Origin of the sequence: Chitinophaga rhizosphaerae, from assembly GCF_003958645.1 — a bacterium.
GTDB classification, from domain to species: Bacteria; Bacteroidota; Bacteroidia; order Chitinophagales; family Chitinophagaceae; genus Chitinophaga; species Chitinophaga rhizosphaerae.
In genome coordinates, this window is sequence record NZ_RXLO01000007.1 from 31,190 (window position 1) to 45,381 (window position 14,192).

General features: G+C 52.5%; 14 protein-coding genes. 8 read left to right on the forward strand and 6 right to left on the reverse strand.

Annotated features, from left to right (window positions below; genetic code table 11):
• The first annotated feature begins 101 nt into the window (after nucleotides 1–101).
• From EJ361_RS16755 to EJ361_RS16765, 3 genes are all read left to right on the forward strand, one after another.
• Complete coding sequence (locus EJ361_RS16755; RefSeq protein ID WP_126246799.1) at nucleotides 102–1,031, forward strand: DnaJ C-terminal domain-containing protein; 930 nt, start codon at nucleotides 102–104, stop codon at nucleotides 1,029–1,031.
• 20 nt (nucleotides 1,032–1,051) lie between these two features.
• Nucleotides 1,052–1,396, forward strand: coding sequence for a hypothetical protein (locus EJ361_RS16760; RefSeq protein WP_126246800.1), 345 nt, complete (start codon nucleotides 1,052–1,054; stop codon nucleotides 1,394–1,396).
• 1,439 nt (nucleotides 1,397–2,835) lie between these two features.
• Entirely contained in the window at nucleotides 2,836–3,792 is a 957-nt protein-coding gene (locus tag EJ361_RS16765; RefSeq protein ID WP_126246801.1) for a D-2-hydroxyacid dehydrogenase, read from the forward strand.
• Between the two features lie 203 nt (nucleotides 3,793–3,995).
• Here the strand turns inward: EJ361_RS16765 and EJ361_RS16770 are convergent, their stop codons facing one another.
• Nucleotides 3,996–4,706: a YebC/PmpR family DNA-binding transcriptional regulator gene (locus tag EJ361_RS16770; RefSeq protein WP_126246802.1), complete on the reverse strand. Its 711-nt coding sequence runs from the start codon at nucleotides 4,704–4,706 to the stop codon at nucleotides 3,996–3,998.
• A 141-nt stretch (nucleotides 4,707–4,847) separates the two neighbouring features.
• On the reverse strand, nucleotides 4,848–6,296 hold the full coding sequence (locus EJ361_RS16775) for an amino acid permease (protein WP_126246803.1): 1,449 nt from the start codon (nucleotides 6,294–6,296) through the stop codon (nucleotides 4,848–4,850).
• 191 nt (nucleotides 6,297–6,487) lie between these two features.
• Between EJ361_RS16775 and EJ361_RS16780 the strand changes: the two genes are divergently transcribed.
• The 3 genes from EJ361_RS16780 to EJ361_RS16790 all read left to right on the forward strand — a co-directional run bounded on the left by EJ361_RS16780 (nucleotide 6,488) and on the right by EJ361_RS16790 (nucleotide 9,999).
• Nucleotides 6,488–7,867 (forward strand): dicarboxylate/amino acid:cation symporter, encoded by a 1,380-nt coding sequence (locus EJ361_RS16780; protein WP_240646650.1) that lies wholly within the window; start codon nucleotides 6,488–6,490, stop codon nucleotides 7,865–7,867.
• An 83-nt stretch (nucleotides 7,868–7,950) separates the two neighbouring features.
• Entirely contained in the window at nucleotides 7,951–8,664 is a 714-nt protein-coding gene (locus EJ361_RS16785; RefSeq protein ID WP_126246804.1) for a DedA family protein, read from the forward strand.
• Nucleotides 8,665–8,754: 90 nt separating this feature from the next.
• On the forward strand, nucleotides 8,755–9,999 hold the full coding sequence (locus EJ361_RS16790) for an MFS transporter (RefSeq protein WP_126246805.1): 1,245 nt from the start codon (nucleotides 8,755–8,757) through the stop codon (nucleotides 9,997–9,999).
• 3 nt (nucleotides 10,000–10,002) lie between these two features.
• On the opposite strand, the gene EJ361_RS16795 is transcribed toward EJ361_RS16790, so the two are convergent.
• From EJ361_RS16795 to EJ361_RS16810, 4 genes are all read right to left on the reverse strand, one after another.
• Complete coding sequence (locus tag EJ361_RS16795) at nucleotides 10,003–10,467, reverse strand: MarR family winged helix-turn-helix transcriptional regulator (protein ID WP_126246806.1); 465 nt, start codon at nucleotides 10,465–10,467, stop codon at nucleotides 10,003–10,005.
• Between the two features lie 75 nt (nucleotides 10,468–10,542).
• Nucleotides 10,543–11,118: a YceI family protein gene (locus EJ361_RS16800; RefSeq protein WP_126246807.1), complete on the reverse strand. Its 576-nt coding sequence runs from the start codon at nucleotides 11,116–11,118 to the stop codon at nucleotides 10,543–10,545.
• 144 nt (nucleotides 11,119–11,262) lie between these two features.
• Nucleotides 11,263–12,201 carry a malate dehydrogenase gene (mdh, locus tag EJ361_RS16805; RefSeq protein WP_126246808.1) on the reverse strand — a complete coding sequence of 313 codons (939 nt, stop codon included), beginning with the start codon at nucleotides 12,199–12,201 and terminating at the stop codon, nucleotides 11,263–11,265.
• 118 nt (nucleotides 12,202–12,319) lie between these two features.
• On the reverse strand, nucleotides 12,320–12,835 hold the full coding sequence (locus EJ361_RS16810; protein ID WP_126246809.1) for a peroxiredoxin family protein: 516 nt from the start codon (nucleotides 12,833–12,835) through the stop codon (nucleotides 12,320–12,322).
• A 165-nt stretch (nucleotides 12,836–13,000) separates the two neighbouring features.
• On the opposite strand from EJ361_RS16810, the gene efp reads away from it, so the two are divergent.
• Together efp and accB are read left to right on the forward strand one after the other, a co-directional pair.
• Nucleotides 13,001–13,567, forward strand: coding sequence for an elongation factor P (gene efp, locus EJ361_RS16815; protein WP_126246810.1), 567 nt, complete (start codon nucleotides 13,001–13,003; stop codon nucleotides 13,565–13,567).
• 66 nt (nucleotides 13,568–13,633) lie between these two features.
• Entirely contained in the window at nucleotides 13,634–14,119 is a 486-nt protein-coding gene (gene accB / locus EJ361_RS16820) for an acetyl-CoA carboxylase biotin carboxyl carrier protein (RefSeq protein WP_126246811.1), read from the forward strand.
• Nucleotides 14,120–14,192: the final 73 nt, after the last annotated feature.

The window sequence follows — 14,192 nt, forward strand, 5'->3', positions numbered from 1 at the left end:
GATTATACCGTTACGGAACGTGCCCCCTGTATGCGCAGGGGGCATTTTTTATGGACCGCGGGGCCAAACAAGGCCGGCGCACAAATTGTTATACTGGAAATATGGACTATAAAGATTATTACAAGATACTGGGCGTAGATAAAAAGGCGAGTGCCGACGAGATCAAGAAGGCTTATCGCAAACTGGCGGTCAAGTATCATCCGGACAAAAATCCCGACGACAAGCTCGCGGAAGAGAAGTTCAAGGAGCTGAACGAGGCGTATGAAGTGTTGGGCGACGCAGAGAAGCGGAAAAAGTACGACGAGTTCGGCGAGAACTGGAAGTATTACGAACAGGCCGGCGCGCAGCAGGGCGATTTCGACTGGAACCGCTGGCGGGCGCAGCAACAGCAGGGTGGCGGACAGCAGTACAATACTGAAGATATGTTCGGGGAAGGCGGGCAGTTTTCCGATTTCTTCGAGCACCTGTTCGGTGGCGGCTTCCGGAGCCGCGCGCAGCAAGGGCGTTCGCGCACGCGGCGCGGCGGGGATTTGCATGCTACGATGGACGTGAGTATCGAAGATGTCTATACGGGCGCCACGCGGCAGATCAATGTGAACGGACAGAAATTGAATCTGAAGATAAGGAAAGGCACGGCGGATGGGCAGGTGTTGCGGCTGAAAGGCAAGGGGAGCCCGGGTTTGAACGGAGGAGAGGCGGGAGATTTGTTGATAGAGGTGAGTGTTGTGCCGGGAGCGGGATTTGAGTTGAAGGGGAAGGATGTGTACCTGGAAGTACCGGTTGACGTGTATACGGCGGTTTTAGGCGGGAAGGTGCAGGTGCCGGTGCCGGGGAGTGCGTTGCAGTTGACGGTCCCGGCGGGGACGGATAGCGGGCGGATGTTCAGGTTGAAAGGGAAGGGGATGCCTGTTGCGGAAGGAGGGAATGGGGAGCCGGGGGATTTTTATGTGCGGGTGAGGATCACGGTGCCGCAAAACCTTACGGAAGAAGAGAAGGCGATGTTCCGGAAATTGGCGAAGCGGGATCAGTAAACCACGAAAAATGGAAGCTTATGTTACAAACGATCGATTACCTGGAGGAAATCCTCGAACAGCAGCACCGTGCGGAGTCGGAGGCGGTGCCTGATTTTTATGCGAGCGAGTTGCTGGAGATGCTGGGTTATACGCGGGAGGGGCTGCGGATGGCGCTGGACCGTGCGATGCAGGCCTGTGCGGCGTTGCGGATGCCGGTGACGTTGAATTTCCGGCGGATTTATTGCTGGCAGGGCGGGGAAATGTGGGAAGACTGGCAGTTAAGCCGGCTGGCGGGTTATTTATTGATTGTTAACAGTGATCCCAGGAACCCTGCGGTGGCACAAGCGCAGTGGTTACTCTTCAAGAAAAGCTATTCATTTTAATTCATATAATATTTATTATCAGCCACTTATTTGTTCATTGTCTTTCGAAATGTTCATTGTCTATTCATTCTCCCGTTGCTATTCGTTGGTTAATGGAATGAGGATAAATTGCAGGCATAATCAAATGAAAATTGCTTAGACGGTTCAAATAGGCTGAAAACGGGGGCCGTTCTGAATAGGGCGGCCTTCTTTCAGTTTTCATGCCAGTGGGGGTGCCGAGGCGCCAGATCTAAAAGATTGTTTACCCATATCCTCTGAATTTTTATGTGCGGACCTGGCCTGGTTTTTTAAAAGATTTTTAACCATTTCCCATGATCGCCGGATTAACCACCCGGAAAAAACAGGTACAGGTTTTCTCTTTTTTTTTAACCCTCTGCTACATTTTTCTCCTCTTTAGTTTATACAAACGCGTGTGCGCTTTGTTAACCTTTTATACCAAAAGAACATCTATTCATGCGTTAGGGGACAACAACCAAAATTTATTTAAAACGTAACTGAATTATGGAAGCAAGATGTATCAGATGCAGTACAATCGTACACTCTCACAAGAGGCTTTCTGAAATCAAATGCCGCTGTGGCGGCCAATTGCAAAGGATGCGGTTCGTGGGGCTGATAGAGGGGCTTCACCCGTTGGGTAAGGAACATAATATGGAAGTAGGGGGGAAACTTTGTTATGGAACTTACCGGTCGATCTATGGGAACTTCGTGGTCGACAAATTGAACAACCAGTTCCATAAAGTGACGCTGTTGCGATGATGCGTGAATCCGCCGCCGATGTACGATCTCGTTTTTCTCCTTTTCAATGATTGCTGGTTGACGTGAACCTTCGCTTCCCTTGCGAATTATTTTCCCTGTTATACATGAGATTTCGCATGAGGCAAGCTGCAAGTCCAGGTGCGCCGGAAGCTGGAATTTTTCTGCCTGGTTGATGGAACGAATTGCACCTGCTGATCCGGCCATCAATGAAGGAGCCGGATGCTGAAGGCCGCTTCCGTTGATATCGATACACCGGGAATCGGGAGCACAGCATCCATTACATCCCGGCGCGAATCTACTCCGGGATCCCGTTCACATAAGACTATGCGGAACGTTCCTGTACCAAGGATTTTTATGGGTTTCCCATGATTTGTAAAAAAGGGTGATGTTGTTTGTTAACCAACTTCTTTATTTGTGCGGCTTGTGTAGTGACAAAGCTATGCTTTGATTTACCTGCTGTTATCCGCACAGGTCGAAAATCCTTTCCATGTTGTTTTTATCAGTGAAAGACCGGCTTTCCCCGTTGAACGGCGGGAGCATCGGTCTTTCCTGGTTAGGTGTGGAATTTCCTTCCTACTCCTGCGCACAACGGGATTTTTTTCAGGGATACGATATTGCTGAGCAGGCTTTTGATCGACGGAGGAATTGTCTATTTTTAGTCCTTCATCAAAAAGCCGCCGCATATGAAAATCGTAGTACTGGATGGATATGCTTTACAGCCCGGTGATCTGTCGTGGGATGCATTAGCATCCCTCGGCACCGTAACCGTCCACGACAGAACGGCCCCCGCCGATGTGGCGGCCCGCGCCCTCGGAGCAGAAATCCTCCTCACGAATAAATCCCTCATCCCCGCGTCCGTCATCAACCAGCTGCCGTCCCTTCGTTACATCGGCGTCATGGCCACCGGGTATAACGTGGTAGATATTAACGCTGCGCGCGCCAAAGGTATTACCGTCTCCAACGTTCCCGCATACAGCACGGCTTCCGTGGCCCAGCTCACTTTTTCTCTCATCCTGGAACTTTGCCAGGGCGTGGGTTTGCATGCAGACAGTGTCCGGAATGGCGAATGGGCGGCCTGTCCCGATTTCAGCTATTGGAAAATGCCCCTCACCGAATTATCCGGGAAAACGCTGGCCATTATAGGATTCGGGCAGATCGGGCAGGCGGTGGCGCGTATCGCCCTGGCGTTCGGGATGCGCGTAATCGTGAGCCACAAGCATCCGGAGCGCGACCGGATGGAAGGAGTCACTTTCACGGACCAGGCAACCTGTTTCCGCGAAGCGGACATCGTTTCCCTGCATTGTCCGCTCAACGAGGCCAACAAAGGCTTCGTGAACGCGGCGCTACTGGCTACCATGCGGCCCTCGGCGATACTGATCAATACCAGCCGCGGTCCGCTCATCAACGAGCCGGAACTTGCCGATGCGCTCAATAATGGGGTTATTGCCGGGGCAGGACTGGATGTTTTATCGGTGGAGCCCCCTTCCGCAGGCAATCCGCTGCTGACGGCCCGCAACTGCTACGTTACGCCGCACATCGCCTGGGCCACCCGCGAAGCACGCTCCCGCCTCATGGACAAGGTGGTGGAGAATGTGAAAGCATTTCTGGACGGAGCGCCGCAAAATGTGATCGGCGGGTAGTTGAAAAAGGGGAGCTGTCTTGAGGTTTCCTGCATTCAATAGTAGAATTGCATTTCAGTATCCGGGTTAACTGGAAAATTTACGGGTGGCTGCTTGCGGCGATCATCCGTTCGAATCGACTTATAAGCGCTTCCCGGAAGGCGTTTGCAGATAACTAAAAAGCCCGCCATCCGGCGGGCTTTTTAGTTATATCGCGGATACGATTATCTCAGGTTGTGGAATACCTGCTGCACGTCGTCGTCCTGTTCCAGGCGGTCGATCAGCTCCAGTACTTCCTTGGCTTGTTCCTCGTTCAGTTCCACGGTGGTGGCGGGGATGCGCTTCAGTTCGGCGGCGATCACTTCCAGTCCTTTTTCTTCCAGCGCTTTCGACATATTGCCGAATTCGGTGAAAGTGGCGCGAACGATGATATTGCCTTCACTGTCTTCCCCGATTTCTTCCAGGCCGAAATCGATCAGTTCCAGTTCGAGATCTTCCAGGTTCTGGCCGGCGTTTTTGATCTTGAATTCACCGAGGCGGTTGAACATGAAGCCTACGGAACCGCTGTTCCCAAGGCTGCCGCCGCATTTGTTGAAGTGCATGCGTACGTTGGCAACGGTACGGGTGGTATTGTCGGTGGCGGTGTCTACCATAACGGCGACGCCGTGAGGGGCATATCCTTCGTATACAACTTCTTCGTAATCAGTCTTGTCTTTCCCCATCGCGCGTTTGATGGCGGCGTCTACACGGTCTTTCGGCATGTTCACGCCTTTGGCGTTCTGGATGCAGCGACGGAGAGCGGGGTTGTTATCGGGGTCCATGCCGCCTTGCTTCACCGCCATGGCGATTTCCTTGCCGATACGGGTAAATTGTTTGGCCATGCGGTCCCAGCGGGCGAACATGGTCGCTTTTCTTACTTCAAAAATACGTCCCATAATGTTTGAAAGAGTTTGCCTTATGCTCCGGGTGGCCGGTGATAAGGAGGCTGCAAAAATATTAAATTCCCGTCAAATCCGGGATTACCGGAAATAAAAATCCCGCCAGGGCTGGCGGGATTTTGTATAATGGGCGTATGGTTACAGTTTGTTGCCGAGTTTGCTGTGATTCTTGCTGTAGGCGAAGTAGATCACGAGGCCCAGGCCCATCCAGGCGGCGAGGCGCAGCCAGGTATCGAGCGGGAGTGAGGCCATGAGGGCCAGGCAGATGATGATGCCGATGATCGGAACAACCGGTACCAGGGGCACCTTGAAAGCGCGGGGTACATCGGGGTCGGTTTTGCGCATCACGATCACGCCCACGCAAACCAGCACGAAAGCGAACAGGGTGCCGATGCTCACCATTTCGCCCACGATGTGTACGGGAACGAAGGCGCCGAAAAGGCTGGTAAACACCATGAACAGGATGTTGGCTTTATACGGGGTGCGGAATTTTTTGTGTACCTGCGAGAAGGTTTTGGGCAGGAGGCCGTCGAGCGACATGGAATAGAACACCCGGCTTTGGCCCAGGAGCATCACGAGGATCACGGAAGTGTAACCTGCGAGGATGGCCAGGATGATCGCCTGTTGCAGCCATCCGTAGGGCGTTTTGGCGATGGCGATGGCTACGGGGGCGGCGCTGTCCTTGAACTCGGTATAGTTGGCCAGGCCGGTCATCACGTGTGCGAACAGGACATATAATATGGTACAGATAGCGAGGGAACCGAGGATGCCGATGGGCATGTCGCGCTTGGGGTTCTTGGCTTCCTGGGCGGCGGTGGATACCGCATCGAACCCGATGAAGGCGAAGAACACCACGGCGGCGCCGCGGAACAGGCCGGAGATACCGAAGTGACCGAATTCGCCGGTGTTGGCGGGAATGTAGGGATCGTAGTTGGCAGGGTTTACATGGCCCCAGCCTACGGCGATGAATACCAGTACCACCACAACTTTCAAGGCCACGAGCAGCCCGTTCAGCAGGGCGGATTCACGGGTGCCGCGGATCAGCAGGAGCGAAAGCGCGATGATGATCAGGACGGCAGGGAGGTTCATGATACCGGTTACCGTGGAACCGTCGAGCATGGTGACGGTTTCGAACGGCGAGGCGGTGAGCTGCGCCGGCAAATGAATATTGTAGTGATGGAGGAATTTGACGAGGTATTGCGACCAGCTGATGGAAACCGTGGCGGCGCCGAGGGCGTATTCGAGCACGAGGTCCCACCCGATGATCCAGGCGAGGAATTCGCCCATGGTGGCGTAGCTGTAGGTGTAGGCGCTGCCCGCGATGGGGATCATGGAAGCGAATTCGGCGTAGCAAAGCCCGGCGAATGCACATCCGATAGCGCCGATCACGAAGGAAAGCGTAACAGCGGGGCCTGCGTTGTTGGCGGCGGCCAGCCCGGTAAGGGAAAAGAGGCCCGCGCCGATGATGGCGCCGATGCCGAGTGCAACGAGGCTGGTGGCAGTTAAAGACCTTTTAAGCCCTTTTTCAGAATCGGAAGCTTCCGCGAATAACTGTGCAAGCGGCTTTTTGACAAAGAGTCTACTCATACAAATAGAGGGTTGTGGTTGATATTAGCGGTTAGATTTGTTTTATAGATCGCCAAATATAGTGTGTTAATGATAAAAGCCATATTTTATTTTATGTACGAGCGGTAACGCCCATCTGCGGGAATTTTCGACCGAGAACCTTATTTTTGGGCGATTTTTGTCGCATCTAAACCTAAATCACCTCTAATTTCATGATGAATAAACGGAAGGCAGGCATCACTGCATTTATCGTATTGACGATCGTTGCCATTTTGCATGTCATAGATTTCTACACTGCGGTATCCATTCCGCAGGATATCCTGGTGATCACCCGCTGGATCGTGGTTGCGGCATTCGTGTGGTTTGCCATCGCCAAAAAATCCCTCACCACCTGGATCCTCGTGAGCATGCTGGTGGGCGGAGAACTGGGGCACGACTGGCCGGCCATCGCCGTGAACTTCCAGGTGCTCAGTAAAGTCTTCCTGCAGCTGATCAAAACCATCATCGCCCCGCTGCTTTTCGCTACGCTGGTGGTGGGCATCGCCGGTCACTCCGATATCAAGCAGGTGGGCCGTATGGGTTGGAAATCACTCGTTTATTTCGAGATCGTTACCACCATCGCCCTGTTCATCGGCCTGGCCGCCATTAACATTTCACAGGCGGGCGTCGGCGTTCCGCAGCCGCCTGTGGGCCATGAAGTGCTGCCGGCTACCAAGCCGCAGAACTGGCAGGATATCATCCTTCACATCTTCCCCGAAAACATCGCCAAATCCATCTATCATGGCGAAATCCTGCCCATCGTCGTGTTCAGCGTCATTTTCGGGATCGCGCTGCTGATGGTGAAAGACAAAATGCGCCAGCCCATGCTGGATTTCTGCGGCAGTCTTTCCGAAACCATGTTCAAATTCACGAACATCGTCATGTACTTCGCGCCGGTGGGCGTGGGGGCGGCCATCGCCTATACCGTGGGGCATGGCGGGCTTGATGTGCTGGGAAACCTTTTGAAACTGCTCCTTACCCTGTATGTGGCGCTCATTGCGTTCGTGCTGCTGGTTTTTGTACCGGTGGCGCTGATCATCGGCCTGCCCATCAAACGGTTCATCAAGGAAATTTCCGAGCCCGTTTCCATCGCCTTTGCCACTACCAGCTCGGAATCCGCCCTGCCGAAAGCCATGGAAGCCATGGAAAGGATGGGCGTTCCGCGGAAGATCATCGCGTTCGTGATGCCGACCGGTTACAGCTTCAATCTCGACGGGTCCACCCTGTACCTGGCCCTGGCCTCGGTGTTCGTGGCCCAGGCGGCCGGCACCCCGCTTACCTGGCCCCAGCAGATCCTCATGGTGTTTACGCTCATGCTTACGAGCAAGGGCGTGGCCGGTGTGCCCCGCGCTACGCTGGTGATCATCCTCGGCACCGTGGCCTCGTTCCACCTGCCCACCTGGCCGGTTTTCCTCATTTTGGGGATCGACGAGCTGATGGACATGGCCCGCACCTCGGTGAACGTGATCGGTAACTGTTTGGCTACCGCCGTGATCGGGAAGTGGGAAGGAGAGGTCGATTTCAAGGAACTTCCGCCTGAAACCAAAGCCTAAGGCCTATTTCAGGAAATATTAACTTCCTCTTGACATATAAAAGATTAATTTTAGCCGCTTAATTATAGTTTTTAAACATTAGCATGGACCAGATCATAGACTTTTTCAAGCACATTCTTAACCCTGAGTGGATTATTGCAAATGGAGGATATTACCTGATTCTCGCGATTATTTTCGCGGAAACGGGCTTGTTTATAGGATTTTTCCTCCCGGGAGATTCCCTGCTTTTTGTTGCCGGTATTTACGCCGAATTGTTGGCGGAAAGCTTTTTCAATATGCCGCTACTGGTGATGATGACCCTCATCGCGATCATGGGCGTGCTCGGAAATATCGTGGGGTATTGGTTCGGCCGGAAAACCGGCCCCATCCTGTTTAAAAGGAAAGATACCTTCCTGTTCAAGAAAAAACACCTCTGGCAGGCGAAGGAAGTTTATGACAAGTATGGTGGCGGCGCCATTTTCGTGGCCCGTTTCCTGCCCATCGTCCGTACATTCGCCCCGATCATCGCGGGGATCGTAGGGATGGAACGGAAAAAATTCATGTTCTGGAACATCATCGGCTCGTTTACCTGGGTGTTTTCGCTCATGCTGGCCGGCCACTTCCTCGACAAAGCCTTCCCCACGCTGAAAGACCACCTGGAATGGATCATCGTCATCATCGTGGTGATCACGACGCTGCCGGTGGCGATCAAGCTGATTTTCGGCAAATCGGGCATCCACGCCAATTTCGATGAAGAAGGGCATCCGATCGAAGCGCCGAAAACGGAAGGCGAAGGGAAAGAAAAAGTAAAGCCTTAAAAAATTTTGATATTTGAAGAGACGCAATAAATTTGCGTCTCTTTCTTTTTTGCAGAAAGTCCACGTATCAACCGAAAATCTTTGTCCTTTATGAATTCCGCCAACAAACCCGTCAAATTGTTGAATGCCGCCGTGATCGTGGCTTCCCTGGGTTACTTCGTCGATATTTACGATCTGCTGCTTTTTGGCATCATCCGTATCAAAAGTCTTACATCGCTGGGCGTTGCCGCCGACAAAATCGATTCCGTGGGCATGTGGCTGATCAATATCCAGATGATCGGGATGCTGATCGGCGGTATTATCTGGGGCGTGCTGGGCGATAAACGCGGCCGCCTGTCGGTACTTTTCGGATCGATCCTGCTGTATTCCGTGGCGAATGTCGCCAATGGGATGATAGGGGGAGAGAATGCCATTTTCTGGTATATGGTTTGGCGGTTCATAGCGGGCCTTGGCCTGGCGGGCGAGCTGGGCGCGGGGATCACCCTCGTGTCGGAAGTGCTGCCGAAAGAAAAGCGGGGCATCGGCACGATGATCGTTGCGAGTGTAGGTATCTCCGGCGCTGTAGCTGCTTATTTCGTGTCGGAATATTTCGGCGATAACTGGCGGATCTGCTATTACATCGGTGGTGGCCTGGGCCTGGCGCTTCTCATCCTGCGTATCAGCGTGGTAGAGTCCGGGATGTTCAACACCATCAAGCAAAGCAGCGTGAGCCGTGGCAATTATTTTAAATTCTTCACCAGCAGGGAACGGTTTTTCCGCTACCTGAAATGTATCATGATCGGCCTGCCGACCTGGTACGTGGTGGGCATCCTCATGACGTTCTCCAACGCATTTGCGGAGAAAATGGGCGTGCAGGGCCCCATCAATCCCGGGAAAGCCATTATGATCTGTTATGCGGCGCTGACGTTCGGCGACCTGGCCAGCGGGTACCTCAGCCAAATCATGCGCAGCCGGAAAAAGGTGCTGTATATTTTCTATGCCCTCGTATTGATCAGCGTGGTGCTGTATTTTAACCTCTACGGCGCCAGCGTGCAACTGTTCTACACGGTTTGCGGCGTCATGGGCTTCAGTGTGGGCTTCTGGGCGATTTTCGTAACGGTGGCGGCCGAGCAGTTCGGTACCAACCTTCGCGCCACGGCAGCTACGACGGTCCCCAATTACGCGCGGGGCATGCTGCCGGTGATCTCGCTGGTGTTCGGCGGCTTGCAGACGGCGGGGCTCAGTTATCTTCAAAGCGGCCTGGCCACGGGCGTGATCTCTATCGTGCTGGCGTTCGGGTTTGCATATTCCATGGAGGAAACGTTCGGGAAAGACCTGGATTATGTGGAGGAGTAAAGGCTATTCGTAGGCGCCAAGGAGTTTGTCGAGCAGTTTGTTGAGTTGTGCTACTTCCTTGTCTGTCAACGTGGTTTTAAGGGTTTCTTCCAGCACGAAAATTTTCTCGTCGATTTCTTTCAATAGTTGCAGGCCTTTCTGGGTAATTTTCACATCTACGGCGCGGCGGTCTGCCTCGCAGCTTTTTCTTTCCACGAGGTCGGCTTTGCGGAGCCTTTCCACGAGGCGGGAAACGTCGCTCATTTTGTCGAGCATTCTTTCCTTGAGGGTGTTGATGCTGGCGGATTTGGGATGTTGGCCGCGGAGGATGCGCAGGATGTTGAACTGCTGCATGGTGATGTCGTACTCCTTGAAAAAGTTCTGGTGTTTGGAGATGATCCAGTTGCCGACGAAGATGAGGCTGACCAGACCTTTATGGTGTTCACTTGTGAAATTTCTGATGGAGATTAATTTTTCGATATTGGACATATGCGGCAATAATATCTTGCAAATTAACGGATTGGCGGCAAACAGGGATTTCCTCGGCCCTGAGCCGGCCCTTTACTATTTTACGAACTCGAGTTTGAGTATGATGTTGACCATTTTATCGACGACCATGCCCCCTGCTTCGGTCAGTTTGTCCCACTGTAAATTATAATCGAACCGGTTGATATACGTAGTGGCTTTGAAAGTGGCTCTTTGCCGGTTACCTTCGGAGACGGTCCCGCCGTAGGCTACGTTGAATTTGACGCGGCGGGTGACGTCGCGGATGGTGAGGTCTCCTTCCAGCTGGTACCTGCCTTCGGTGATGCGGCGGAAGGCGGTGCTGCGGAAAGACAGTTTGGGGAATTGTTCCGCATGGAGGAAATCGCTCGATTTGAGGTGGTTATCGCGCTTATCGTCTCCGGTGGTGATGCTGAATGCGTCTACATCGAATTGGATGGAGGCGTCGGTGAAGTCGGGTTTTGCGGCGGAGATTTCGCCGTCGAATTCCCGGAAGTGGCCTTCCACTTTGGAGATCATGAGATGGGTGACGGAAAAGGACACAGACGATCTTTCGCGGTCCGCTTTCCAGACCGGGCTTTGTGCAATCGAGGCCAACGAAGAGCATAACAGTATGGCAATCAGGAGCCTGCTCATGATATGGTTTTGGGGGCCGGTGATGATTTTAGTTGATATAGCCCGGGCCAAAGGTACGATAATCAATGATATGAACGGGTGGGGCGGTATGGAAAAAGGAAAGCACCTGTTGCCAGGTGCTTTCCGGAAGATATTGTGCCCTGATTAGGCGGGAGTTTTCATGTTGTCGAGTACGTCCATCACTTCTTTCACGTGTTTGGCGGAAGTGTTGAGGAGTTCTTTTTCGCCCTCGTTCAGGTCCAGTTCGATGATTTTCTCGATACCTTTCTTGCCGAGTACCACGGGCACGCCGAGGTAGATGTCTTTGAGGCCGTATTCGCCGGTGAGCCATGCGCAAACGGGGAAGATGCGTTTTTCATCTTTCAGGATGGCTTCCACCATTTGTGCTGCAGCCGCGCCGGGAGCGTACCAGGCGGAAGTGCCGAGCAGGTTCACGATTTCGCCGCCGCCTACTTTGGTGCGTTGGATGATCGCTTCCAGCTTGTCGTTGGCGATCAGTTCCGTAACGGGGATACCGGCAACGGTGGTATAGCGGGGGAGGGGCACCATGGTGTCTCCATGACCGCCCATGAGGATGGCCTGAATGTCTTTCGGGGAGCAGCCGAGCTCGTCTGCCAGGAAAGCGCGGTAGCGGGCGGTGTCGAGGATACCTGCCATGCCGAACACTTTGGAGCTGTCTTTCTTCGCGGTGAGGAACGCGCAGTACGTCATAACGTCCAGCGGGTTGGAAACCACAACGATGATGGCGTCGGGAGAGTGTTTGGCGATATTCTCGGTAACAGATTTAACGATATTGGCATTGGTGGAAATCAGGTCGTCGCGGCTCATGCCCGGTTTGCGGGGGAGGCCGGAGGTGATCACAACCACGTCGCTGTTGGCGGTTTTAGCATAGTCGTTGGTAACGCCGGTCACTTTGGTGCTGTAGTAATCGATCGGCGCTTGCTGCCAGGTGTCGAGTGCCTTGCCTTCTGCGGTTCCTTCCTTGATGTCCAGCAAAACTACTTCCTGCAGGAAATCTCTGTGGGCCAGCACGTTAGCGCATGTTGCGCCCACATTTCCAGCTCCTACAACAGTTACTTTCATCGTATCTGAATATTTTAAAAAGGTGAAGAATTAATTGGGTAACAAAAATAGGATATCGGAACCGTAATTTCGGAGGAAACTGCTAAAATTTCCCCTTTCGGCGGCCCTTCCGGAAATTTTACAAATGCTTTAACACGGTGTCCAGTTTAACCGTACCTTCGTAATCCGCTTCCAGCTGGCCTTTCCTGTTGTAGAGGTAAACACCGGGAAAGTTGTGCAGGTCATAGTAATATACGATCTGCCGTGTAGGCTCGGCCGCCATGATGATATTGGGGTAATTCCCGATCTTGTATTGGTCGTACCAGGCCTTCATCCTTTCGAGTTTGAAAGGTGTTACCATGAGGATGTTCGATTTTTTGAATTTATCGATGTTCTTGAGAATGTCTTCCGTCATATGTGCGCAATGGTCGCATTCCACGCTGAAGAGGAAAACCATGGTCGGCCTGCCCTTGGGGATGTCGTTCTTGGTGAAAACCTGGCCGGTATAGGCCGTCAGCTGGAAAGGTGCGATGAAGTTGTACTGTTTGAAAGGCGGGAGCGGGGCGCCCGGTTGTTTTTCATGAGCATGATTATGCCCGGATTGGGCCTTCAGCAGGGTCGGGAGGCATAAAAGCACGAATAACCATGTACGCATCTTTATATTTGTTTTATTGTTAAAGTAATCATCCGCACAAGCGGTTCGCCGTCAAATCTATACCGCTTTTGTGGGAAATCCGGCAAGAATTGTTTGTTCATATTCTAAAATTTTTACTTTTGCAATCCTTAATGTAAATTTTTAACTTTAAATCTTTGACCTTTTATGGCTACCACCGCAGATATCAGAACAGGATTAATCATTAAGCTGGATAACAGCTTATATTCTGTTGTAGAGTTTGGTCAGAATAAAACCGCCCGTGCAGCCGCCAAGGTATGGGCCAAATTGAAGGGGGTTGACAATAGCCGTTCTATCGAGCACACCTGGAACTCCGGCGATACCATCTATCCGGTACGTGTGGAGAAAAAAGCATACCAGTTTCTGTACCAGGATGAAAGCGGGTACAATTTCATGGATAAAGAAACTTTTGAGCAGATCGTAGTGAATGAGCAGATGATCGACGCACCCCAGTTCCTGAAAGACGGAGACGAGGTGGCGATCGCCATTAACACGGAGACGGAGTTGCCCATGGCCGTGGAACTGCCCGACAAGATCGTCCTGAAAGTGACCTATTCCGAGCCCGGCATGAAGGGCGATACCGCTACCCGCACCCTGAAACCTGCCACCGTTGAAGGCGGCGCTACCATCATGGTTCCCCTGTTCGTGAACGAAGGCGAGCTGATCCGCATTAACACCAAAACCGGTGAATACATCGAGCGCGTAAAAGAATAGCCATATACCATCACATATTCATCATTTTCGCGAACAGCAAAATTACTAAAACCAAAAACTGTCTACATGGACTTTAAACAGATTCAGGAGCTGATTAAAATGATCAACAAATCAAACATCAGCGAACTGAGCATTGAGCAGGACCAGTTTAAGATTACGATAAAGCAGAAAGAGCAAGAAGTACAGCAGATCGTTACCGTACCGGCCGTAACCGCGGTTCAACCGGTAGTAGCGGCTCCCCAGCCCGTAGCTGCCGCCGCTGCACCCGCCGCCGCCGCACCTGCCGCCCCCGCTGCAGCTCCCGCCGCCAGCAACCTCATCACCATCAAATCTCCCATGATCGGTACTTTCTACCGCAGCGCAGGACCGGGCAAACCGTCTTTCGTGAACGTGGGCGACGAAGTGGCACCCGGCAAAGTAGTTTGCATCATCGAAGCCATGAAACTGTTCAATGAAATCGAAAGCGAAGTGAGCGGCAAGATCGTGAAAGTACTGGTGGAGGATGCTTCCCCGGTTGAGTACGACCAGCCGCTGTTCCTTGTAGAACCGTAAATCATTCCATAACGGTTGAAGGTTGTAAGTTTGCTTGCAACCTTTTCCTTTTGCCGTTTTTTATAACACTATT

Coding starts and splice junctions, on each gene's coding strand:
- accB (WP_126246811.1), top strand. CDS start 13,634: ATGGACTTTAAACAGATTCAGGAGCTGATTAAAATGATCAACAAATCA.
- efp (WP_126246810.1), top strand. CDS start 13,001: ATGGCTACCACCGCAGATATCAGAACAGGATTAATCATTAAGCTGGAT.
- EJ361_RS16760 (WP_126246800.1), top strand. CDS start 1,052: ATGTTACAAACGATCGATTACCTGGAGGAAATCCTCGAACAGCAGCAC.
- EJ361_RS16790 (WP_126246805.1), top strand. CDS start 8,755: ATGAATTCCGCCAACAAACCCGTCAAATTGTTGAATGCCGCCGTGATC.
- EJ361_RS16795 (WP_126246806.1), bottom strand. CDS start 10,467: ATGTCCAATATCGAAAAATTAATCTCCATCAGAAATTTCACAAGTGAA.
- EJ361_RS16775 (WP_126246803.1), bottom strand. CDS start 6,296: ATGAGTAGACTCTTTGTCAAAAAGCCGCTTGCACAGTTATTCGCGGAA.
- EJ361_RS16780 (WP_240646650.1), top strand. CDS start 6,488: ATGATGAATAAACGGAAGGCAGGCATCACTGCATTTATCGTATTGACG.
- EJ361_RS16765 (WP_126246801.1), top strand. CDS start 2,836: ATGAAAATCGTAGTACTGGATGGATATGCTTTACAGCCCGGTGATCTG.
- mdh (WP_126246808.1), bottom strand. CDS start 12,201: ATGAAAGTAACTGTTGTAGGAGCTGGAAATGTGGGCGCAACATGCGCT.
- EJ361_RS16800 (WP_126246807.1), bottom strand. CDS start 11,118: ATGAGCAGGCTCCTGATTGCCATACTGTTATGCTCTTCGTTGGCCTCG.
- EJ361_RS16810 (WP_126246809.1), bottom strand. CDS start 12,835: ATGCGTACATGGTTATTCGTGCTTTTATGCCTCCCGACCCTGCTGAAG.
- EJ361_RS16785 (WP_126246804.1), top strand. CDS start 7,951: ATGGACCAGATCATAGACTTTTTCAAGCACATTCTTAACCCTGAGTGG.
- EJ361_RS16770 (WP_126246802.1), bottom strand. CDS start 4,706: ATGGGACGTATTTTTGAAGTAAGAAAAGCGACCATGTTCGCCCGCTGG.
- EJ361_RS16755 (WP_126246799.1), top strand. CDS start 102: ATGGACTATAAAGATTATTACAAGATACTGGGCGTAGATAAAAAGGCG.